General features: G+C 28.8%; 18 protein-coding genes and 1 other annotated feature. Of the genes, 14 read left to right on the forward strand and 4 right to left on the reverse strand.

Features of this window, described 5'->3' with window-relative positions:
• The first annotated feature begins 888 nt into the window (after positions 1-888).
• The 3 genes from ACTG46_RS03840 to ACTG46_RS03850 all read left to right on the forward strand — a co-directional run bounded on the left by ACTG46_RS03840 (position 889) and on the right by ACTG46_RS03850 (position 5,219).
• Positions 889-2,232, forward strand: a complete 1,344-nt coding sequence (locus ACTG46_RS03840; RefSeq protein ID WP_479923648.1) for a glycosyl hydrolase family 28-related protein — start codon at positions 889-891, stop codon at positions 2,230-2,232.
• Positions 2,233-2,257: 25 nt separating this feature from the next.
• On the forward strand, positions 2,258-3,685 hold the full coding sequence (locus tag ACTG46_RS03845) for a glycoside hydrolase family 55 protein (RefSeq protein WP_479923649.1): 1,428 nt from the start codon (positions 2,258-2,260) through the stop codon (positions 3,683-3,685).
• Positions 3,686-3,812: 127 nt separating this feature from the next.
• Entirely contained in the window at positions 3,813-5,219 is a 1,407-nt protein-coding gene (locus ACTG46_RS03850) for a glycoside hydrolase family 55 protein (protein ID WP_479923650.1), read from the forward strand.
• 79 nt (positions 5,220-5,298) lie between these two features.
• Here the strand turns inward: ACTG46_RS03850 and ACTG46_RS03855 are convergent, their stop codons facing one another.
• Both ACTG46_RS03855 and ACTG46_RS03860 read right to left on the reverse strand, forming a co-directional pair.
• On the reverse strand, positions 5,299-6,435 hold the full coding sequence (locus tag ACTG46_RS03855) for a Fic family protein (RefSeq protein WP_479923651.1): 1,137 nt from the start codon (positions 6,433-6,435) through the stop codon (positions 5,299-5,301).
• A gap of 60 nt (positions 6,436-6,495) precedes the next feature.
• The gene (locus ACTG46_RS03860) at positions 6,496-6,687 is read right to left on the reverse strand and encodes a DUF4177 domain-containing protein (protein ID WP_054276032.1); all 192 of its coding nucleotides are present in this window, start codon (positions 6,685-6,687) and stop codon (positions 6,496-6,498) included.
• Positions 6,688-6,881: 194 nt separating this feature from the next.
• Between ACTG46_RS03860 and ACTG46_RS03865 the strand changes: the two genes are divergently transcribed.
• Positions 6,882-7,661 (forward strand): SDR family NAD(P)-dependent oxidoreductase, encoded by a 780-nt coding sequence (locus tag ACTG46_RS03865; RefSeq protein WP_479923652.1) that lies wholly within the window; start codon positions 6,882-6,884, stop codon positions 7,659-7,661.
• 42 nt (positions 7,662-7,703) lie between these two features.
• On the opposite strand, the gene ACTG46_RS03870 is transcribed toward ACTG46_RS03865, so the two are convergent.
• Positions 7,704-8,522: a MerR family transcriptional regulator gene (locus tag ACTG46_RS03870; protein ID WP_479923653.1), complete on the reverse strand. Its 819-nt coding sequence runs from the start codon at positions 8,520-8,522 to the stop codon at positions 7,704-7,706.
• A 156-nt stretch (positions 8,523-8,678) separates the two neighbouring features.
• Here ACTG46_RS03870 and ACTG46_RS03875 point away from each other — a divergent pair, with 156 nt between their 5' ends.
• Both ACTG46_RS03875 and ACTG46_RS03880 read left to right on the forward strand, forming a co-directional pair.
• On the forward strand, positions 8,679-9,260 hold the full coding sequence (locus ACTG46_RS03875) for a TetR/AcrR family transcriptional regulator (protein WP_074179165.1): 582 nt from the start codon (positions 8,679-8,681) through the stop codon (positions 9,258-9,260).
• Complete coding sequence (locus tag ACTG46_RS03880) at positions 9,257-9,451, forward strand: hypothetical protein (RefSeq protein ID WP_054269228.1); 195 nt, start codon at positions 9,257-9,259, stop codon at positions 9,449-9,451. The genes ACTG46_RS03875 and ACTG46_RS03880 overlap by 4 nt, the downstream gene beginning before the upstream one ends.
• A 236-nt stretch (positions 9,452-9,687) precedes the next feature.
• On the opposite strand, the gene ACTG46_RS03885 is transcribed toward ACTG46_RS03880, so the two are convergent.
• A complete protein-coding gene (locus ACTG46_RS03885; protein ID WP_223152679.1) occupies positions 9,688-11,430 on the reverse strand; it encodes a gluzincin family metallopeptidase in 1,743 nt (580 codons plus the stop codon).
• 428 nt (positions 11,431-11,858) lie between these two features.
• On the opposite strand from ACTG46_RS03885, the gene ACTG46_RS03890 reads away from it, so the two are divergent.
• The 8 genes from ACTG46_RS03890 to ACTG46_RS03925 all read left to right on the forward strand — a co-directional run bounded on the left by ACTG46_RS03890 (position 11,859) and on the right by ACTG46_RS03925 (position 23,058).
• Positions 11,859-13,235 carry a TrkH family potassium uptake protein gene (locus tag ACTG46_RS03890; protein WP_054269230.1) on the forward strand — a complete coding sequence of 459 codons (1,377 nt, stop codon included), beginning with the start codon at positions 11,859-11,861 and terminating at the stop codon, positions 13,233-13,235.
• Positions 13,236-13,446: 211 nt separating this feature from the next.
• Positions 13,447-14,118 (forward strand): potassium channel family protein, encoded by a 672-nt coding sequence (locus ACTG46_RS03895; RefSeq protein ID WP_054269231.1) that lies wholly within the window; start codon positions 13,447-13,449, stop codon positions 14,116-14,118.
• 171 nt (positions 14,119-14,289) lie between these two features.
• Positions 14,290-15,087, forward strand: a complete 798-nt coding sequence (locus tag ACTG46_RS03900) for a TrmH family RNA methyltransferase (protein ID WP_054276038.1) — start codon at positions 14,290-14,292, stop codon at positions 15,085-15,087.
• 174 nt (positions 15,088-15,261) lie between these two features.
• Positions 15,262-15,496 (forward strand) — a binding site (T-box leader).
• 49 nt (positions 15,497-15,545) lie between these two features.
• Positions 15,546-16,565, forward strand: coding sequence for a phenylalanine--tRNA ligase subunit alpha (gene pheS, locus ACTG46_RS03905; RefSeq protein ID WP_054276039.1), 1,020 nt, complete (start codon positions 15,546-15,548; stop codon positions 16,563-16,565).
• 16 nt (positions 16,566-16,581) lie between these two features.
• On the forward strand, positions 16,582-18,975 hold the full coding sequence (gene pheT, locus ACTG46_RS03910) for a phenylalanine--tRNA ligase subunit beta (protein ID WP_479923654.1): 2,394 nt from the start codon (positions 16,582-16,584) through the stop codon (positions 18,973-18,975).
• Positions 18,976-18,998: 23 nt separating this feature from the next.
• Positions 18,999-19,589: a cell division protein ZapA gene (locus tag ACTG46_RS03915; RefSeq protein WP_070442131.1), complete on the forward strand. Its 591-nt coding sequence runs from the start codon at positions 18,999-19,001 to the stop codon at positions 19,587-19,589.
• A gap of 161 nt (positions 19,590-19,750) precedes the next feature.
• Positions 19,751-20,431, forward strand: a complete 681-nt coding sequence (locus ACTG46_RS03920) for a YoaK family protein (protein ID WP_054269235.1) — start codon at positions 19,751-19,753, stop codon at positions 20,429-20,431.
• Positions 20,432-20,556: 125 nt separating this feature from the next.
• Positions 20,557-23,058: a U32 family peptidase gene (locus tag ACTG46_RS03925; protein WP_479923655.1), complete on the forward strand. Its 2,502-nt coding sequence runs from the start codon at positions 20,557-20,559 to the stop codon at positions 23,056-23,058.
• Positions 23,059-23,152 lie beyond the last annotated feature (94 nt).

The following is a 23,152-nucleotide window of genomic DNA, read 5'->3' on the forward strand; positions in this document are numbered from 1 at the left end:
ATCTAAAGGTGATATAGTATATATCATATTCAGATAACTCATTTTTAATTAATTATGCAAGATTTGAATTTCTCTTGGTTTATTTGGTTCTCTTTTATATAACCTTTAGCCTCTAGTTTATTTAAGTTTTCATAAAATACAACATCTACCTTATTAAAAGAATAATACCACAAACAACCAGCCATATATTATAAACAGTATGTAATAGTGCTTTATCATTTCTGAGAACACTCATAACTTGTGTTAAATGATTATACCTTTAAACCGTCAAGACTTTTTAAAATTTTGATAGCTAATTCTTTCATTACAATAATTCTTCATCAATCATTTTCTTTGTTTTTATTGATTATCTCATACATAAAATAAAACAAATATATAGAATTACCATTCATAAAGAAGTAATTATTTTTTTACAGAACACTTAATTATGATGGAATATTTAATATTTTTAGATTTATCATCATAGAAAGTTCAAAATAAGATACATCTCGTTTTATATGCTAAGGGTATTTGTAAATATCTTGTATATAAGTAGTTTTGGACTAGTTAATTCTAGTAATCTTAGAATTACAAATTATTTATATATAATCAATTTATAAACAAAATATAATCATTTTATAAACGAATTGACTACTTTTAAGAGGTTATCTCATAGTACTATAAGATAACAGGAATTGTGTTATTACAAAAAGAGAAAACCTATCAACTTATTTATGAATGCAATGTTCAATCCGTTTATTCAATATCTTAATTATTGAAATCCAAGATATTTCATTATAACGATTGTCTCAAATATCATAAAAATATACTTACTTGCTCTAGTTATAGTAAAAATACACTTATTCCTGTAGATACAAATAATTTAAATTTTAAAAAGGGGAATTAATTATGGCAATTGAAACTAAAACTCCAGACTGGGTTAATGTGCTGGAACTAAACAACAACATAGACATTACTGGAAAAGAAGATGTAAGTGATATGATACAAGAGATTGTTTCTGATGAATCACTAAAAGATTCTGTTATATACTTTCCAAATGGGGACTACTTATTTGAAAAAGGTATTAAAATTAGTCAACAAATAACACTTCAAGGAAATTCTTATTATGGAGGGGATGTTCCAAAGCAAGTAGAAGGTAAAGAACAACCATCTCTTGTAGGAGCAACAAATTTTATAACTCGAGGAGTTTCTAATATAAGCATTATTACATTGACAGAAACAAATCAAACAATCAAAAATATTAACTTTTATTATGATAATAGAGAAATAGAAGGTAAATTACCTGAAAATGTATCTGCTATCACAGAAGGAGAAAGAGTACAAGGTCTATCACATTTTGAGCATTTATATATTTCTGGCTTTTCAAAAACAGGAATAGAAGTCCCATTTTACGCTACTGCAAATGATATCACTGTTACTTCATGTGGACTTGGTATAAAACTTGGAGAGAAATCCATGCTTTCTAGTAGTAAGGTTTATAGATGTAAAAACGGAATGGAGATTACGACTGGTGTCAGTGTAAACAACGTAAAAATAGAAGACATTCAAGAAATAGGTATTAATAATAAAGGGATTGGTTTCAATCTTATGATGAACCTTTCAGTTGATAATTGTGGATACTGTGGATTTAAGTTTGACAAGATGGCTCATAGCCGAGTAAATGCAAGATTTACTAAGTGTGCTCAATATTATAAAAATGTTGACTATGATACTTACAAGAATATTACAGATAGAAAAGAAGATGCTTATTCAATATTTTATGGAGACTCTTTAGAGAACTGTAATATTGTATTAATGAATAATAATGTTGATACTCTAGAAAATGGTTTAGAGCGTAAGATACATGTAATCAAAGCAAATGAGACAACTAATGTAATGCTAGAATGTGATGCTGAGGCAGATAGTTTTGTACAATGTGCAAAAGGTAACTTATTATTGGAAAATGGTAGAAATACTTATAAGTTTTATGATGGTGAACTTTGTTCTGTAGGTGGCGTTCAGATTTCTGATACAAATCAGGGTGATTTACTTAAGATAAGTGACAATACACTTAGTATAAAAAATGGTGTACAGGACTTAATAGTTCCTAGATTAAGAAAGAATACTGTCATATCATCAATATTAGATTCTGAAGAAGAAATAAGTAAATTACACAGTGGAACATGGGAACAAATAGGTGTAAAAACACTTGCTGGTAATCCTATGTACTATTATAAAAAAATAGAAGAATAATTCTAAAATTAGGAGGTAGTGAATTATGGGAGAACCTATAATAATTAAAGAAACAGATGGGTGGATTAATGTTTTAGATTATGGAGTTTGTAATACTGAAAAAGAAAATGTAAGTTATAGAGTGCAAGAAATCATAAATGCTGCACCAGAAGATTCCATTATATATTTTCCAAGAGGGAAATACCTATTTACAAGTGGTATAGAGATTAATAAGCGCTTAACACTATGTGGAGATACCTATTTTAGGTCGAATAATCCAAATCATAAAGATTTTTATTCAGGAGCGACACAATTTTCTGGTAAATTTGATGAAAAAGAGATAGAAAATGGGACAATGGAAAGTTTCACAATAATAACAGTAAAGGGAGTAAAGCATTGTATTAAAAGTATTTCTTTTCAATCAAATAACTGTAATACCAATAGTTATAGTGCGCCTCCTGCAAATGGTAAACCAGGATTTCATCATGAAATAACATTCAAAAGCGAACACAAAGGGAAATGTATATCAGCAATTGTATGTGAAAATGCACCAGAAGGGTCTGGTCACTATGAAAATGTAGATTTTGGTGGTTTTGGTGAAATTGCACTTAAAATGTCTAATAATTCTACAGTAAATGATATCACTGTTTTTTCATGTAATCATGGTATTAGTGCAGGGGAAAATTCGATAATTACTAATGGAAAGACTTGGGGATGTGATTATGGAATGGAAATTTCTACTGGAACATTTATCAATGGTATGAGAGTTGAAGAAGTAGGTAAGATTGCTATTAACAATGTTGGTAAGGGCTCAAACTTTATTACAAATATCACAATTGACCAATGTGGCTATTGTGGATTCAAATTTGATTCAATATCTAATACCCAAATATTAGGCAATGTCTCAAGATGTGGGCAATATTATTTTAATTTTAGCTATGATGACTACTTAAAGTTAGATGAAAAGGTTGAGGAAGCATATTATTTATTATATGGAAATTCAATAGAAGCAAGTAATATAGCAATACCAAATGATAATACAGACAATTGGGAAGATAAAGGAAAAGAAAATCACACTGTATATCTCATAAAGGCATTTGAAACCAAAAACGTATTATTAAGATGCACTATAGATGCTACTGATATGGTTCTTGAGTCAGAAAAAGGAAATTTAATATACAATAACAAAGGACAAACAGTTATATTCCATGATGGTGAGATTAGTAGCATCAATGGGATTGGTGTATCTGAAGAGGATTATGGTGATAAAATCAAGATAAAAAAGGGTGATATGTATATAAATAGCAATAATAAAGAGCTTAAAATGTATAGTCCACAGATAGGCGATATACTAACAACAACAAAAGTAACAAGTGATGAAGTTGCTAGTTCTTATGGTGGAAAATGGGAAAAAATTGGTAAAAAGGTAGAGTTTGAAAATACGGTTCATTATCATAAAATGATAGATAAATAAGCAAATTTATTAAGCTCAACGAGGTAGTTTTCTAAAATTCTAGTTTTAATGAGTTTAATATAGTCAAACTGATAACTAAAAAAATCATGTAACATTGAAAGTGAATAAGAAAGGAATAGATGATATTATGGAAGAATTTAAGTATGAAAAATGGATTAATGTATTAGAAAGAGAGCCTGATATTAAAAACGATGGTTCAGAAGATGTAGGACTTCTTATACAGAAGATTATTAATGAACTGGACTTTTGTGTTTTATACTTTCCAAAAGGTAAATATTTATTTAAAACTGGTATTACTATTAATAAAGAAATTACATTACTAGGAGATTCTGATTCATCAACATCTGCTACACAATTTATAACAAGTGGAATCCCTAACATGAGTATTATTACATTAGTAAAAAGAAAACAATGTATTAAAAATATAAGTTTTTATTCTGATAGCTGTGAGGTACTTGTTCACGATGAACCCCCAACAAAAGGAAATCCACATTATCATTATGAAATGCTAATTAAGAAAAATGATAATGGTGAAGACTTAGAGTGTGTATCAGCGATTACAACTGATGGTCTAAGGGATAATACTAGAGGTCTTGGTCATTATGAAAATCTTCATATAAGTGGTTTCTCAGGTATAGGAATTCAGATACCATATTATGCAATTTCAAATGACATTACAGTTTCTTCTTGTGGATTAGGTGTTGATGCAGGTATTGATGCAATTATCTCTAACAGTAGAATATATAAATGTAAAAATGGAATGAGAATTATGACTGGTACTAGCATAAATAATGTAAATATTGAAAAAATACAAGAAGTTGGTCTAGAAAGTAGTCAAATTGAGAATCTTGAAGGATATGGTAGTTATAAAATCAATAATATTACAATCGATCAATGTGGTCATTGTGGCTTTTTATTTGATTCAATAAGAGATACTTGTATATCTGGTATTATAAGAAGATGTGGTCAACGTTATTATAACACTGATTATGATACTTATTTAAAAATAAAAGATAAAGATGAAAAAGCATATTCTCTGTTTAGTGGAAATTATTTTACTAATTGCCATATTAATTTAGTTAGTGATAATAAAGATAACTGGGATGATGAATTAGAATATGAGCACAAAGTTTATGTATTTGAAATTCTTCAAATACCAAATGCTACATTGAAATGTAATATAGATGCCGAGGATTATATAATAAAAGCAGAAAATGGAGGTGGAAATTTAAGATTACAAAATAACTTTAATGATTATATATTTATTGATTCCTCTAAACCAGAAATTGTCAATGGAATTAGCACAATGCAACACCATGAAAACGGAAATTTATTACTATTGAATGGAGGTACATTGAGATTTGGAGATGTTAATAAGAAAAAGGGCATATTTAAATCTCAGGCTGGCTTGATTGTTAAATCAACAGATTCAGATATTTCTCAGATAAAATCTACCTATGGAGAAAAATGGGCGAATATTGGCTCTGAGCGTATCGGAAAAGAAACTGTATATTATTATAAATACACTTCTTAAAATATATTATAAATAACATGAAGAAATGAATCCTTATAATGGGATTCATTTCTTTATTAAAATATTTTATGATAAATTTTTAATATATATCAAGCATTTTCAAGTACTTCTCATTAACTTTATATACATCCTTTTCTCTTGATAAAAGTTCTATTTCTTCAAGATTATTAAACACTTCCATCAACTGGTCAACTAACTCGATTTCCTTTATTCCAGCCTTTAAGTATCTACTTTTATTCTTTTTAATATAGTTTTCTAATGTCATAGAATAGTTATCTTTATTACAAACATATTTTAATATATGTTCTTCTGTTGCTGATAGAGTTATGTCATTTTCAAATAATTCCTCTTTTAGTATACTCTCTAAAGACTTTCTATCATGCATATCACGCATTTCATTGATAGATTGTATTATAGACTTGAGCATAAACTCTATAAATACAGTTAAATTATATCCCTTATTCTCTACATCTAGTATAGCCTTATAATACTTAGTTCTGTTTTTAGATATCATATATGATATTGAAAATTCTTTAAAAGTATCATATCCTTTATTAATTAAATATAGATAGGATAAGGCTCTTGATGTTCTTCCATTACCATCACTAAAAGGGTGAACATATACAAAATAGAAATGAATTATTGCACTCTTTACTAAATCATTTACTTTACCATTTTCCATAAAAGTTATTAATTCATCTATAAAGTCATATATTTTCAAAGGATCAAGTCCTGTATGTATAATCTCACCTTTTGAATTACATACATATACTTTTTCAGTTCTGTACTCATATTCTTCTGAATCTAAGCAGTTTTCGCCCAATATATGATGTAAATTATATATAAATTTGTGACTATATAACTTATCTAAATTATATAATCCATATTCTAAGGCTCTATGATTATTGTAAATCATATACTCACTTTTATTACTTGGTTTCATCTTTCCTCTAATTATAGATTTTGCAATCTTTCTAGTTGAAAAAGCACCTTCAATTACACTAGAATAATAAGACTCTAAGGCTAAATCATTTTTGTCTTCTATAGTTCTAAATATCTTATTTGATGTTAATTTATCTATTTCATTTATTAAATTTAATATGTTTTCAGTTTCATGATAGTATAGTTCTTTATTATCAAAACTATTTAGAGTAAGTAAAATTTTATTTCCAATAGAGTATTTGTTATTGTATTCTTCTATTGTCAGTTTAATCACCACCTTAGATTATCTATTAATATTAGCGAAAAGTATTATTTTTCACACTATTTTACGTATTTATTCCTCGATTTCAAAAACTAAATCAATTTTTCTTGTGAACCCATGGGCATTTATTTCTATGGGAATAAATCCAATATAACGATAACCTTTTTTTGCATATTCTTCGATAATTGTGCGATGTTCTTTCATTACACCAGTTACAAGAAATTGAGATTCATAGCTTAAAGTAACATATTCATACTTTTTCATTTTTATTATCTCCTTGAGTTAAATTTATATTTATATATATCATACATTTAGTTTCAAACAAAAGCAATAAAATGGTCAACTGACTACTCAATAGCACTTTTGCAATAAGTATTTATATAACTCTTGAATAGAGCAAGTTTAATTTGCAAAATATAAGTCTAAATATATAAACTTAATAGAAAAGGAGACAAATTATGAGTCAGAAGAACATTGCAATTGTAACTGGTGCGAATAGTGGGTTTGGCAAAGAATTTCTGAAATTATTAGTAAATGAAAAAGAAATAACAGAAATATGGGCAATTGCAAGAAACAAAGAGCGATTAAATCAATTAATAGATGAATTTGGAAGTAAGATAAAAATTTTTTCGAAAGATTTGTCAAAACTAGAAGAAGTAAAAGAACTTGGTACCTTTTTAGATAAAGAAGATATATGTATAAAGTACCTTGTAAATAATGCAGGCTTTGCAAAATTCTGTTCATATAATGATTTGAGTATAGATGAATCTATTAATATGATTGATTTAAATATTACTGCTGTTGTAGCAATGGGTCTTGTATGTATCCCATATATGAAAAGGGGTAGCCATATTATAAATGTTTCTTCTCAAGCATCATTCCAGCCATTACCATATCAAAATATTTATAGTTCAACTAAAGCATTCGTAAGAAATTATACAAGAGCATTAAATGTTGAGCTTAAGGATAAAGGCATAAATGCAATTGCTGTATGTCCAGGATGGATGAGTACAAATCTATTTGAAAGAGGGATAGTTAAGGCTGAAAAAGGAACAAAAAAATTCTCAGGTATAGTAACTCCAGATGTTGTTGCCATAAAAGCTTTGAAAGATGCAAAGAAAAATAAAGATATTTCTGTGTATGGCATCAATACAAAGTCAAGTCATGTACTAGCAAAACTATTACCACAAAAGATGGTGATGAAGGTTTGGTTAAAACAACAACATATCAAGGCATAATAGGTTTGTTTTTGTTAATCCCAATTAAAATATAATATAGATTTATATCTTTTTAACTGGGAAGCACACCTCTGTTACCCAATTATCAGGATTATTGTCCTTATCAGGACCTATATGATAAATATTAAACATAGGACCATCCATTTCATAATTATTGTCTGATATCCAATTACCAATAGCCTCACAAGTATCTGTAAGTTGATTGAAATCTCCTTTAACTATAGCAGTTGCAGCAGTCACGCTTGGGACAGTCTTAAATCTAACATGTTCAGTATCCTTATATTTTCCAGATACAGCAACCTGTACTTCAACATCTACATAATCTTCTTGATATCCTGTATCATAAAAGACTGCCTTAGAATGATTGGGATATTCAAGTTGGATATTTTGTTCTTTTGTCTCTAAAAACGACTGATGCCATAATAGTCCTTCATCTTTATAAGTTGATATAACTTTTCTAAGAGTCATCATATATTTTTGGGAAAAATTCTTTATAGTTACATCATAATTGTCCATATTATCGTTACCTCCAATTCTTTTAATAGTATTTTCTATTTTAAGTATCTTTCTCTGTATATCTTCTAATTGTTCTTTTACTTGTGAGTGATGGATATTTAGGTATTTTATTAGGCTTTCTTTATCGTTGTATTCTGTCAAAATTTCTTTTATAGAATACAAGCTAAATCCCATATCTTTTAGTGCATGGATTCGATTTGTAGTTGAAAGTTGGTCTACACTATAGTATCTATATCCATTAGATTTATTTGTATGACTTGGTTTTAAAAGTCCAATTTCATCATAATGACGTAGCATACGAATGCTAATTTTACTTAGTTTTGAAAAATCGCCTATCTTAAACATGCTTGTGCCTCCTTTATAAAGATGTTTGTGTCTTACTATTAATATAAACTATGTCATAGTGTTAGAGTCAATTAAAATTTTGTTGACATATATTAAAAAAAATATTATACTGAACATGTTCAGAACTAAAAATGTTGATTGTTTTGGAGGTCTACTATGAAAAGTAATGATAAGGATGCAAGAGAACGTATAATTGAAGTTACACTGAATATTTTGGATGAAGTAGATGATATTGATAAGGTTACAGTTCGACAAATCGCTGAGCGTGCAAATGTAGGGGTTGGTTTAATAAATTATCATTTTAAAACGAAGGATAATTTGTTGAGCATTGCAATCGGGGAGGTAATGTCAAATGTTATAGAAGAGTTATATGATGACAATGTATATACTTTAAAACCTATTGAAGATTTGAAAAGTTTATTAAAGAAACTGTGTGATATTGGATTGCATTATGAAAAGATGCTTACCTTTATGTTGAATCAATGTATATCTAATGGTGATATGCAAGCAGAACTTTCTATTATACCTATGCTTCGTAAAATTTTTGGAAGTGAAAAAGATGAGATGAGTTTGAGAACTATTGCTTTACAAATTATTTCGCCAATACAGATTGCTGCTTTATCACCAGAGTCATTTCAATTGTATAGTGGTATAGATGTAAAGAATAAACATCAGCGAGATAGCTTTATTGATATTTTAGTAGAAAATATTATTAGAGGGAATGGTGATGTAAAATGAAAATTATAACTATTGGTTCAAGTATTATTACTGCTTTACTTTTTTTTTCAACAATGATTTGTGGATTTTGGATTAAGAATAATAAGGTGACCGATGCAAGTTCTATTAAATTTCATATGAATAGTGCTATTATTACAGGTGTATTTTTAGTGATTTCAATAGTTCTTTTAATTATGTATGTAAAAAAATAATACAATCATTAAAAATAAATAATACAATCAATTATTGTTAATAGATAAAACATCAGAAAATCTAAAGGCTAGAGAGCTTGGAATTTCTGATGTTTTATCAGTTTATTTTATTACACTGTAATTAGATGTTTAGTGTTAATTATTAAATAGTAATTGTGTGGTCAGTATTAATGAACATCAAAATGAATATCAAACTGAATATTATAAATTTAGTATTATAAATTGAGTACTTCAGATTAAGAAGCATTTTTTAGTTCAAGTGGATTATCTATACCAAAATAATCATATAAAGTAGAACTTATTTCTTCTAAATTTCCATTTTGGAAGGGTAATTGTAAGTTTACTTTTTCTACTACATCTTTAAAACCAGCATCTGTATTTTGATTTAAAAAATCCATATACACATTAACTGCTTTTCTATAATCATCTTGTGACAATTGCCATATTTGAAGTGATATATCAGATGCAAGACCATAACTCAAGTAATAAAAAGGAACTTGGAAGTTATGAGATACAAGTATCCAAAAAGGAGCATTCTTCTCTTTAAGTACATTATTGGACACTCCATATTCTTCTTCTAAGTCAAAAAATAATTTATTTATATCATTTAAGCTCATATATGGATTTTTGTATATAATCTCTTGAAATTCATCATAAAGACAAGCATCAATAATAGTATTTAGAACAATCGATAAATGTTCTTTTTTTATAGCCTCAGATTTCTTACCAAAAAAGTCATCAAAATACTTGTAAAACAAAATCTCTAAAGATGTTGAATGGACTTCGCATATATCTATACTTGGTTGTATTTTGTTATTTAGATTAATGCTATTGTAATAGTTATAAAAATGACCAAACTCATGAGCAAAGCTAGTAACGCCCAAAAAAGAATTGTCCCATGTATTGAATAAAAAAGGTGCATTGTACTTATTTATATAAGTAGTGTATCCTCCAGGCGATTTATTCTTTCCAGAAGAATAATCATATAAGTCATATTTTTTCATATAGCTAAAACTCTCTTTTAATTTTGGAGATATGTCTTCAAGTACATTGTCAAATTTCCTAAATGAACGATTTTTATATACCTTAGTATATATAGAAGAATCAGAAGGTACTGATGAAATCTCTCTATATAGTGGAACTATGTACTCTTTGACATCTTTTCTAAATTTCTTTGCTTCTTCTTGAGAATAATCTTTATTTAAGTTCATATAAGCATAATCTATATAATTCTTAAATCCTAACTTGCTTGCTATCTCAGTTCTCGTCTGAACAAGCTCTAAAAATATATTGCCAAATATAGGGTTGTATTTTTTTAAGTAATCTGAATAAATCTTTACATATTCTTCAGGTCTAAGATTTGGTGTTGATAAAGCCTCTTCAAAGTCTGTCTCTATACCATCTATTGGTACTGTAGACTTAGATAAAAGGTCTTCATATTTTACAACTAAGTCTTGCTCTTTTTTAAGTAGACTTTCAACTTCTTTAGAATTAAGTTTTCCAATGTTTTTTAAATAATTAAATGTATCTTTCCCAAGCTCCTTTTCTAGTTCTTTAGAAAACTTAGAAGTTACAAATATATCCTGGAAATCTTTGTATGCCATGTCAACATCTACTGATTTACTCATAAGATATTTATATTCTTTAGAGTAAAATTCATCTGATGAATCTATATTGTTTCTAATTTTTGCTATAGTAAGTGTACTGTAAAAATCCTGATAAATCTTATCAACATCTTTAAATAAATTTAATTGTTCTTTAGCAGTCTTAGATGTTAAAAGTTTGTCGTTATATGTGTTAATATTTTCGCAAATTGACTTTATATCTGGACGATTATATTCCATTTTTTCAAAGGGAATAGTTCCTCTAGCTGAATCTTTTTTTGAGTTATTAGTATAATTTCTTATGTATGATGCAAATATAATAAAAACTGCAATTAAAATTAGAGAAACAAATATTTTCTTCTTGGATTTAATCATAAAAATCCTCCAATCATGGATATAGTTATTAGTTATTTTACTATATTAAATATAAAAAATGCATGTTAAGAAAATTTAACATAAAAATATATACAAGCTTATAAATAATATAAAAAATTTAACTTCAAAAAAGTATATGAAATTTATATTAATAAAATGATAAATAAATTTTAAGTACAAAATAGTAAAAACTATGATAGTCTTAGACCTATTATATTTGAAAAATATGGATGTTTTTGGTAAAATTCAAATTAAAAGATATATATAAAAATTTGCAATATTCCAAACAAGAATTATAAAGATTCATATCATTGTCTTTATACAATATTTATACTATAATAGAATAATAATTTAGAGGAAAGCTCTAAAAATAAACAAATTAAGGGTCTTAACAGTAGTGATTTTATGTTAAGGAGGTATAAAGAAAGTTGAAAACAATAGTTAGAAGACTTATTCTCTACGCAGATGGAATGCGACCTACTCAAATAATGGTATCTGGGTTTGCAGCGATTATTGTAATTGGAGCATTGTTGTTGACACTCCCGATAGCGTCGCAGAGTAGAGAAAGTATAGGGTTATTGAATGCTCTATTTACGGCTACCTCAGCGGTTTGTGTCACTGGTCTAGTTATGGTAGATACGGCAACTTATTGGAGTTTATTTGGACAGATAGTTATAATAACGTTGATACAAATTGGTGGACTTGGATTTATGACTGTAGCCACAATGTTTTCACTTATGGCACGAAAAAAAATACAACTAAGAGAAAGGTTATTAATACAAGAATCACTGAATCAAGCTGATTTGTCAGGTCTTGTAAAACTTACAAGATTTGTATTAATAATAACCATAACAATAGAAGGAATAGGTGCATTGATTTTATCAACTGTCTTTATTCCACAATTTGGTTTATCTAGAGGAATATGGTATAGTGTATTTCACGCAATATCAGCATTTTGTAATGCCGGATTTGATTTGATGGGAAGTGTAAGTGGACCATTTACATCACTAAATTCATATGTAAATAACTTCACAATATCAATGACTATTTCTACACTTATAGTGTTTGGGGGGCTAGGATTCCCAGTCGTGCTTGATATTGTAAGAAAAAGAAGATTATCAAAATTAAATGTGCATTCTAAAGTTGTCTTATTTTCAACTGCGACACTTATTATAGTAGGTGCATTATTCATTTTTATTATAGAATTTAATCAAAAAGCCACTATGGCGGACTTGCCTCTAAAGGGAAAAGTATTATCAGCAATATTTCAATCAGTAACGGCAAGAACTGCTGGATTTAATACACTTGATTTAGCTACTTTACAAGAAAGTAGTATATTTATAATGATAATTTTGATGTTTATTGGAGCATCACCTGCATCTACTGGTGGAGGTATAAAAACTACAACACTGGCTGTTTTGATAATTACTGTTAGAAGTTTTCTATCAGGAAAATCAGATATAGAAGCCTTTGAAAGAAGATTAGCTCCAGCAACTATAAAAAAATCTCTGGGTATATTTGTAATTAGTATATCAGCAGTTATTTTTGGAACTTTGATTATTTCAATAACTCAGCCTAATTTTACATTAGTTCAATCAGCATTTGAGGTTACATCAGCACTTGCTACAGTAGGTTCAAGTTTAGCTGGAAGTCCAAACCTAAATGCTTTAGGAAAGATTATAATAATAATCTTTATGTTTATGGGTAGAGTTGGTTCTCTTACTTTATTTATGGCAATACTTTCTGGAGGTAGAAGAAAGAGCCAACCAGTCAGATATGCAGAAGGTAAGATTATGGTTGGTTAAAATATAAATTTATTAGTAAAGTAATGGAATTAGATATAGTAGTGTGAACAAATAAGTTTGATTAATAATTAAAACATAAATAAAAATAGTAAATTAAAATTAAATTAATATATGTATATATAAAATTTATACGTTATATATAAAATTTATATGCATAACAAGTAATTTAAATGATATTATACAAATTGTGTATTAGGGAGGAAGTTTCGAGATGAAGCAATATATAGTCATTGGGTGTGGGAGATTTGGAAGTTCTGTTGCATCTACTATGCATCTTTTAGGACATCAAGTAATGGCAATAGACAAAAATGAAGATTCCGTTCAAAGTGTATCTGATAAGGTAACTCACTCACTTATAGTAGATGTTACTGATGAACAAGCATTAAGATCATTAGGTTTAGGTAACTTTGATGTGGCAGTAGTTGCAATAGGTTCTGATATAAGAGCATCTATAATGGCGACTCTTATAGCTAAAGAAATGGGTGTAGAGCTGATAATATGCAAGGCAAAGGATGAATTACAAGCTAAAGTGCTTTATAAAATTGGTGCAGATAGAGTTGTATTCCCAGAAAGAGATATGGGAGTAAGAGTTGCACACAATTTAGTTTCTGATAACATATTAGACCATATAGAGCTTGACCCAGAGTACTCAATTGTTGAAATCGTAACTCCAAATGGTTGGGTTGGTAAGACTTTAGTAGAGCTTGAATTAAGAGCTAGATATGAGATAACTGTACTTGCTATAAAAACAGGTAAAAATATAAATGTTACACCTTCTCCAGATGAAGAACTTACAGCTGGAAGTATTCTAGTTATAATTGGTCAAAATACTAGTATAACAGCCATAACATCTGGAAATAAGGGGATAATTAGAAGAAGATAATTTATTATTTAATATATATTTAATTGCAATAAAAGTAGATAGTATCATATAATTATGAATAGTTATATGATACTATTTTTATTTAATCAAAAGTAGGATTTGGAAGAGTAGGATTTTAATTAAAAGTAAAGTAAGGAGGTTGTGCTAAGATAAGTTTAGCATTTAGATAAAATGATTACGAATATAAGCAGTAAGGATAATGAAAAGTTAAAGTATACAAAAGCACTATTGAAGTCAAAAAACAGAAATAAAGAATCGAAGTTCATAATAGAAGGATATAGAATAGTAGTACTTGCACTTGAATGTGGGGCAAGTCTTGATTATGTATTTATCAATGATGACTTTGAAAATAAGAAGGAACATGTGGAACTATTAGAAGATTTAGATAAAAAAAACACAAAGATATATAAGACTAGTAATAAAAACTTTAAGGAACTTATAGATACAGAAAACACCCAAGGTATAATAGGTGTGGTTTCATTTAAAGAAAAAAATTTAAAAGAAAATATAAATAACAAAGATAAATTTGTGTTGATTTTGGACAGAATACAGGACCCAGGAAATATGGGAACTATAATAAGAACTGCTGATTCTGCTGGAGTGGATGCCATAATAGCACTAAAGGGATGTGTTGATATATATAATCCAAAGGTAATTAGGTCGACTATGGGCTCTATTTTTGATATGAATATAATTAATGCCTCTCAAGATGATACTGTGGACATGCTTAAATCATTGGGTTTTAATATAGTTTCAAGCTATCTAAATACAGATAATTTTTATGATAAAATAGATTATGGTTCAAAAGTTGCTTTGGTGATAGGAAATGAAGCTAATGGAATAAATGAAGAACTTGTATCAAAGTCTGATATTTTGGTTAAGATACCTATATATGGTAAAGCTGAGTCGTTAAATGCAGCAATAAGCTCTGCTATATTGATGTATGAAATAAAAAAATACTTGATTTAATGTATTGTAATAAATATAATGTCATGTTATAATCTTGAATTAAATAGTAGAGTATCAAAAATAGTCAATATATTTAAAAAAATAATTGAATTAATTATGTATTAGATGTATATTAAAAATAGTCACATAATTTGAATGGAAATGATATAATACTAAAATAAACAATATAATATTGTAGATACAATGAAAGAGGAAAGTATTTTGATTAAACTTAGTAAAGAGATAAACACCTAGGCTGGGAGTGTTTTCTAAGAGGTCAGGAGAAGTTCCCTCTGGAGTAACAGAGCTGAAACTTGATAGTAGGCTTTGACGTGAAAAACGCGTTAAGTTTGTTAGAGGTGGTTTGATGATTTTTTAATTGTTAAACTACTAGGGTGGTACCGCGAAACTATAGCCTTTCGTCCCTAGACAGGGATTGAGGGGCTTTTTTTATACAAAAAAACGAAAGGGTGATATGTGTGCAAGAAAAATTACTTGCTTTACGTGAAGCAGCTTTAGCTGAAATAAAAGAGGCACAAAGCATAGAAAGTGTAGAAAGTTTAAGAGTTAAGTACTTAGGAAAAAAAGGTGAGATAACTGCCATACTTAAAGAGATGGGAAAATTATCTGCTGAAGAAAGACCAGTAGTTGGTAAGGTTGCTAATGATGTAAGAGAGAATATTGAACTTAGCATAAATTCTAAGAAAGAAGAATTAAATGCTATTGAAAAAGAAAGAAAATTAAAAGAAGAAGTAATAGATGTTACTCAACCAGGAAAAATTCTAAAGGTTGGAAAGAGACATCCAATAACTCAAATCATAGATGAAGTAACAGACATATTTATTGGAATGGGATTCTCTGTAGCAGAAGGGCCAGAAGTTGAGACTGTTGATAATAACTTTGATGCTTTAAATGCTCCTAAAGACCATCCATCAAGAGATATGAGTGATACATTCTATATCAATGATGGTGTATTACTTAGAACTCAAACATCTCCAGTTCAAGTAAGAACTATGAGAAGTCAAGAGTTACCAATAAAAGTAATTGCACCAGGTAGATGCTTTAGATCAGATTCGCCAGATGCAACACATTCACCAATGTTCCATCAAATAGAAGGGCTTGTTGTTGGGAAAGATGTTACTATGGCAGAATTTAAAGGAACTATGGATATCTTCGTTGAAAAATTGTTTGGTTCTGATATCAAAACGAAGTTTAGACCTCACAACTTCCCATTTACAGAGCCAAGTGCAGAAGTTGATGTTACTTGTTTCAAATGTGGCGGTAAAGGTTGCCCAATGTGTAAGTATGAAGGTTGGATAGAAATATTAGGTTCAGGTATGGTTCATCCAAATGTTCTTAGAAATTGTGGAATAGACCCAGAGGTTTACAGTGGATTTGCATTTGGAGTTGGGGTTGAAAGACTTGCAATGCTTAAATATGAAATAGATGATATTAGATTATTATTCGAAAATGATATGAGATTCTTAAATCAATTTTAATTAGGAGGGTATGTAGATGTTAGTATCTTTAAAATGGCTTAGAGACTATGTTGATATAGACATGGATATAAAAGAGTTCGCTGATAAAATGACAATGACAGGAACTAAAGTTGAAACAATAGATTATTATGGTGAAGAGATAGAAAATATATTGGTTGGAAAGATTTTAGAAATAAAACAACATCCAAATGCTGATAAGTTAGTTATAACTAAGGTAGATATTGGAGATAAAGTTGTTCAAATAGTTACAGGAGCTACAAATATATCAGAAGGAGATTATATTCCAGTAGCTGTAAATGGTTCTAAATTACCTGGAGGAGTTGAAATCAAACAAACTGACTTCAGAGGTGAATTATCAGATGGTATGATGTGTTCAGCAGCTGAATTAGGCATAGATGAACATTACATTGAAGAGTACAAAAGAGGTGGTATATATATTTTAGACCACGAAGATTCATATGAATTGGGAAAAGATATAAAAGATGTTTTAGGATTAAAAGATGCTTTAATAGATTTTGAATTAACTTCAAATAGACCTGACTGCAAATGTATGATAGGTATAGCTAGAGAAGCAGCTGCAACTATAGGAACAAAAGTAAAATATCCTGAAATTGAAGTAAAAGAAAGTGATGAAGAGATAGACTTCAAAGTTGAAATAGACAATCCAGACTTATGTAGAAGATATTTTGCTAGAATGGTTACTGATGTAAAAATAGAACCTTCTCCATATTGGATGCAAAGAAGACTTACAGAAGCAGGTGTAAGACCTATAAGTAACATAGTTGATATAACAAACTTCGTAATGTTAGAGCTTGGTCAACCACTTCATGCTTTTGATATAAATCAAGTAGAGACTGGAAGAATAGTAGTAAGAACTGCTAAAGATGGAGAAAAACTTGTAACATTAGATGATGTTGAAAGAACTTTAGATAAAGATGTGCTAGTTATAACAAATGGAGAAAAATCGCTTGGTATAGCTGGTGTAATGGGTGGAGCTAACTCAGAAATAACTAACAGTACAAAAACTGTACTTTTCGAGAGTGCTAATTTCAAACCAGAAAACATAAGAATGACAGCTAAAAAAGTTGGAATTAGATCAGAAGCATCTTCAAGAAATGAAAAAGATTTAGACCCTAATATTGCAGAGATAGCAGCAAATAGAGCTGTACAACTTGTTGAGATGTTAGGAGCAGGTAAAGTTTTAAAAGGTGTTGTAGATGTATATCCAAATAAACCAGAGCCTAAAAAATTGGTAGTAAATCCTCAAAGAATTAATCATCTTCTAGGTGTAGATGTACCAATGGAACAGTTTGTGGGAATTTTAGAATCATTAGAATTTAAATGTAATTTAATAGCTAATGATAAATTAGAAATAGATGTACCAAGTTTTAGAACAGATATGGAGCAAGAAGCTGATGTATGGGAAGAAATAGCTAGAATTTATGGATTTGAAAACATACCTTCTGTACAATTAGAAGGAAATACAACAGCAGGAATCAAAACTTCAAAACAAAAATTTATGGACTCTTTAAAAGATAATTCAACTGCTGTAGGATTAAACGAAATATTAACATATTCATTTGTAAGCCCTAAGGGAGTAGATAAGATAAGAGTACCAGAAGGTAATGCTAAGAGAAACTTTGTTAAATTACTTAACCCATTAGGAGAAGAAACTTCTGTAATGAGAACTACTTTAATACCAAACATGTTAGATGTTTTATCAACTAATGTATCTCATAAAATAGAAGAAGTATATGCATTTGAGTGTGGACATATATTCATACCACAAGATTCAGAGTTACCTAAAGAAGAAAATAGAATGTGTGTAGGTATGTATGGTAAAGATGTTGATTTCTTTGCATTAAAAGGTGCTATAGAAACAATACTTGTAAATGTAGGATTTGAAGGATATGAAATTGAACCTCAAGATAATAATACTACCTTCCACCCTGGTAGATGTGCTAAAATAGTGTATAATAATAAATATGTAGGTACATTAGGTGAATTGCATCCAGATGTTATAGAAAATTACAATCTAGGTCAAAGAGTTTATGTCGCTGAAATAGATATTGACTTTGTATTTGATAATTCTGATAGAACAAAGAATTATGTACCATTACCAAAATATCCATCTACATCAAGAGATATAGCTCTTATTGTTAAAGAGGATGTATTTGTAAAACAAATAGAAGATATAATAAAGGAAAATGGTCAAGGATTAGTAGAAAGTTACAAGTTATTTGACGTTTACAAAGGTTCTCAAATAGAGGCTGGATACAAGTCAATTGCATATTCAATAACTTATAGAAGTAAGGATAAAACTCTAACAGACGAAGATGTGGCTAAGGTGCATGATAAGATATTAAGTGAATTAAGCGAAAAATTGAATGCTAACTTAAGATCAAATTAACAACTAATGTCGGGGAGGTTAGGATGAACAAAGTAATGGTTAAAATCCATGGCGCTGAATATCCAATGGTTGGAGATAAGTCAGAGAAGTTTATGATTAGTATTGCTGATTTTGTTGACAAAGAAATGGATAAAATAACACGTCAAAACCCGAAATTAAGCTTATCAGTTGCTGCGATACTAACTGCATTAAATATATCAGACCTTTTATTTGAATGTTCAGATGAGAATGAAAAGTTGATTAAAGCTAATGAAGAATTGAGTAAAAAAGTTGGGGCATCTAATGAAGAACTTCAATTAGAAATCAAGTCTCTAAAGCTTACAATAGCAGAAAAAGAAGCAGAAAGTCGTGAAACTGAGGCTAAGATGAAAGAGTTAATTGATATTATAGAAAATAAAAAGCAAGAAATATTCGAACTTAGTAATACGACAGAAGGTTCTAGAGCCGAGTTAGATGCTTATAAAAGCAAGATTGAGGAACTAAGTGCTCAACTTGAAGAGGCAAATGAGAGAGCTACAATAGCTGAGAATTTAGCTTCTGAGTTTCAAAACAAAGCTTATGATTTACAGCTAAAATGTACAGGGTTAAATAATGATGAAAAAAATGTGAAATAAAATTAAAAGATTTGCTGTCTCTATTGTTTGTTGAGACAGCTTCTTTTAATGTATAAATACGAATATTTATACAGATAAAAGTTTTTTTAATATTAATAAAAAATAGTATCTAAAATAATTTTGATTTGGTATCTATCATTAGAAAGTGAGATGTTTTATATATGACAAGCCAGAGCCAGATGTCTGAATCATTCTTCTTATGTTCTTTATTGGCAATAACAGGAGGATTTTTAGATATTTATACTTATGTAGTAAGAGGAAAGGTCTTTGCTAATGCACAGACTGGAAACATAGTTTTATTAGGGCTTAATATAGCAGAAGGGAATATAAAAAAATCTTTTTATTACTTGATTCCTATTTTGGCATTTATGTTAGGTGTATTTATAGCAGAGAAGATAAGAAAGTACTTTAAAGATAACTCTAAGATTCATTGGCGTCAAGTTATCATTATAATTGAAATGATTACAATACTTGTAGTTTCTTTTGTACCTAGAGGACGATTCAATATGTTTGTAAATGTTGCTATATCTTTTATTTGTTCAATGCAGGTAGAGAGTTTTAGAAAAGTAAATGGAAACAGTTTTGCAACTACAATGTGTACTGGAAATTTAAGAAGCGCTACAGAAACATTATTTCATTATATACAGACCAAGAATGTTTTTATGATAAAAAAGAGTTTGCAGTACTATGCAATTATTGTATTCTTTATATCTGGGGCTATTTTAGGAACTTTTTTTACAAAGATTTTTGTGGAAAAGTCAATCCTAGTATGTTTCTTTATTTTGGCAGTAGTCTTTGGAGTTATGTTTATCAATAAGGATGATTCATTTAACGAAAACTAACTTAGTGTAAATTGATAAAAAATGAGTTATTATTTGATATACTGTATATGGTAAATAGTATATTGTAAGTGTGTGTGTTATAGATAATTATATTAATCTAATAAGTATAAATAGAGGAGAAAAATATGAAAAAAATAGAATTACTTGCACCAGTTGGCTCTTTTGATTCATTAAAAGCAGCAGTACAAAATGGAGCAAATGCTGTGTACTTAGGTGGTAAAGACTTTAGTGCAAGAGCATCTGCAAACAACTTTGATAGAAATGAGCTAATTGATGCTGTTAAATACTCTCATATAAGGGGAGTACAAGTTTTTGTCACAGTGAATACATTGATAAAACAGTATGAAATAGAGGATTTTGTAGAATATGTAAAATTTTTATATGATATAGATATTGATGCTTTAATAGTGCAAGATATAGGAATGGCAAGGCTTATAAAAAAACTATTACCTGATTTTGAACTACATGCAAGTACTCAAATGGTAGCTCATTCATTAGAAGATGTTAAGTATCTTCAAAGTGTTGGCTTTGATAGAGTTGTTTTAGCAAGAGAATTAAATGTGGATGAGATAAAATGGATTTGTGAGAATACGACTGTAGATATAGAGGTCTTTGTGCATGGGGCTTTATGTGTATGTTACTCAGGTCAGTGCCTTATGAGTAGTATGATAGGGAATAGGTCTGGAAATAGGGGTAGATGTGCACAACCATGTAGACAAAAATATGAGTTGATAGATATAAATACAGGTGAAGTAGTAAAGAGTGATGGAGATTATTTGTTGAGTCCTAGAGATTTAAGTACTATAGAGGAATTAGATAAAATAATTGAAGCAGGTGTATTATCTCTAAAAATAGAAGGAAGAATGAAAAAGCCTGAATATGTAGCTACTGTAGTTTCAGGATATAGAGAAGCAATTAATGAATTTGTAGATAAGAATAAAATAAGTATTTCTGATGAAATAATAAATAATTTGTATACTATATTTAATAGAAAGTTTACAAAAGGATATATACTAGGTGAAGTTGGTAAGGATGTAATGAACTCCAATAGACCCAATAATCAAGGTCTATATGTTGGAAAAGTTTTAGATTACAATAGAAGAAGCAAAAGGCTTAGAGTCATATTAGAAAACACACTTAAAAAAGGTGATGGAATCAATCTAGGTGGAGGTACTATTGGAAGGATAATAAAAGATGGAGATATAACTACAATAGCCCATAAAGGCGATTTGATAGAATTAGATTTTGTTGGAGAAGCAAAGAGAAATCAGCTTATATTTAAAACTTCAGATAGTGAGTTGATGGATAGAGTACAAGCTACATTCCAACAAGATAAGGAGTTAATAAAAACTAATATAAAAGCAAAAGCAAGTATTAAACTAGGTAAAAAGCCTGTGCTTTCTATAAGTGATTTCTGTGGGAATACATCAATTGTAGAGGGAGAAAAGATAGTTGAAAAAGCTATAAAAGTAGCTTTAAGCAAGGAGAAAATAGAGACACAAATCCAAAAGCTTGGTAATACTCCTTATACATCAAAAGATATAGAAATTGATTTGGATGAAGGTGTAAGTATGCCTATAAGTGTTCTAAATCAAATGAGAAGAGATTGCATTGAGCTTTTAGACCAAGAAAGAATAAAAATAAAAGGTAGAAAGTTTAAGGAGAATAGATTAAAATACCAACCAGACAGAGTAAATAAACAGAAAAAACTTAATACAGTCCCTAAAATTAGAGTTAAAGTCAAGAATTTAGAGCAATTAGAAGCAGTATTAAAGTACAATGTGGATTTAATTTATTATGAAGATATAAATACATTATCAAAAGCCTTAGAAATGGTATCAAATATTTCTAAAGAATCAATAGTTTCAAATATAAATAACATAAATACTTCTGGTGAAAAGAGTTCTAGTGTTGAAAATACTGAAAGTAGATTAATATATTCAGTACCACGAATTATTAGAAATAAGGAATATAAGCAATTTGAAACATTAGATAATATAAAAGGAATCAATAAGGTTCAAATTGGTAACTGGGGTTCTATGGAATATTTTATAGGAAAAGATTTAAATATAGATTGCTATTTAAATGCATTTAATAGTGAAAGTATAAATCACTTCAAAGATGAGGGAGCAGGTACAGTTTGTTTATCACAAGAATTAAATCTAAATGAAATCAAACAAACTTTAAAATATACAGATGTAGAAATTGAAGCAGTAATATATGGATATACTCCTATGATGATTACGGAATACTGCCCTATGGGAGTTGTTGTTAGGGATTGTAAAAAGGACAAGAGAGTTGCTAAATGTAAGGAAAGTAGCTATGCCTTAAGAGATTTTACAGATGCAAGTTATAGAATAACACAAGATATATTCTGTAGAAGTACGATTTACAATTCAAAGGTAACTTGTATGTTGGATAATTTATATGAGTTAGATGAAATTGGAATAGATGTGTTTAGAATAGATTTTACAGTAGAAGATAGTGATATGGTTAAAAAGGTTATTGAAGCCCATATTGAGGTTTTGAGTAATGATTTTAAACTTGGAGAAAAGGCTACTAATTTATATAAGAAATTGGATGAAATTGGAACAGTTGCAGGACACTACTATAAAGGTGTAGAATAGATATAATATGAAAAATATACATAAATATATAAATAAACTTAAATTTATGTGTATTAAAATATAAAAATATCATATACATGAAAAAATAGGGGGA

The organism is Clostridioides sp. LIBA-7678, from assembly GCF_056716065.1.

Excerpts from the sequence above, each read along its gene's own strand:
- ACTG46_RS03850 (WP_479923650.1), top strand. The coding sequence starts at position 3,813 with ATGGAAGAATTTAAGTATGAAAAATGGATTAATGTATTAGAAAGAGAG.
- ACTG46_RS03885 (WP_223152679.1), bottom strand. The coding sequence starts at position 11,430 with ATGATTAAATCCAAGAAGAAAATATTTGTTTCTCTAATTTTAATTGCA.
- ACTG46_RS03840 (WP_479923648.1), top strand. The coding sequence starts at position 889 with ATGGCAATTGAAACTAAAACTCCAGACTGGGTTAATGTGCTGGAACTA.
- ACTG46_RS03915 (WP_070442131.1), top strand. The coding sequence starts at position 18,999 with ATGAACAAAGTAATGGTTAAAATCCATGGCGCTGAATATCCAATGGTT.
- ACTG46_RS03895 (WP_054269231.1), top strand. The coding sequence starts at position 13,447 with ATGAAGCAATATATAGTCATTGGGTGTGGGAGATTTGGAAGTTCTGTT.
- ACTG46_RS03860 (WP_054276032.1), bottom strand. The coding sequence starts at position 6,687 with ATGAAAAAGTATGAATATGTTACTTTAAGCTATGAATCTCAATTTCTT.
- pheT (WP_479923654.1), top strand. The coding sequence starts at position 16,582 with ATGTTAGTATCTTTAAAATGGCTTAGAGACTATGTTGATATAGACATG.
- ACTG46_RS03880 (WP_054269228.1), top strand. The coding sequence starts at position 9,257 with ATGAAAATTATAACTATTGGTTCAAGTATTATTACTGCTTTACTTTTT.
- ACTG46_RS03845 (WP_479923649.1), top strand. The coding sequence starts at position 2,258 with ATGGGAGAACCTATAATAATTAAAGAAACAGATGGGTGGATTAATGTT.
- ACTG46_RS03870 (WP_479923653.1), bottom strand. The coding sequence starts at position 8,522 with ATGTTTAAGATAGGCGATTTTTCAAAACTAAGTAAAATTAGCATTCGT.
- ACTG46_RS03865 (WP_479923652.1), top strand. The coding sequence starts at position 6,882 with ATGAGTCAGAAGAACATTGCAATTGTAACTGGTGCGAATAGTGGGTTT.
- ACTG46_RS03900 (WP_054276038.1), top strand. The coding sequence starts at position 14,290 with ATGATTACGAATATAAGCAGTAAGGATAATGAAAAGTTAAAGTATACA.
- ACTG46_RS03920 (WP_054269235.1), top strand. The coding sequence starts at position 19,751 with ATGACAAGCCAGAGCCAGATGTCTGAATCATTCTTCTTATGTTCTTTA.
- ACTG46_RS03925 (WP_479923655.1), top strand. The coding sequence starts at position 20,557 with ATGAAAAAAATAGAATTACTTGCACCAGTTGGCTCTTTTGATTCATTA.
- ACTG46_RS03875 (WP_074179165.1), top strand. The coding sequence starts at position 8,679 with ATGAAAAGTAATGATAAGGATGCAAGAGAACGTATAATTGAAGTTACA.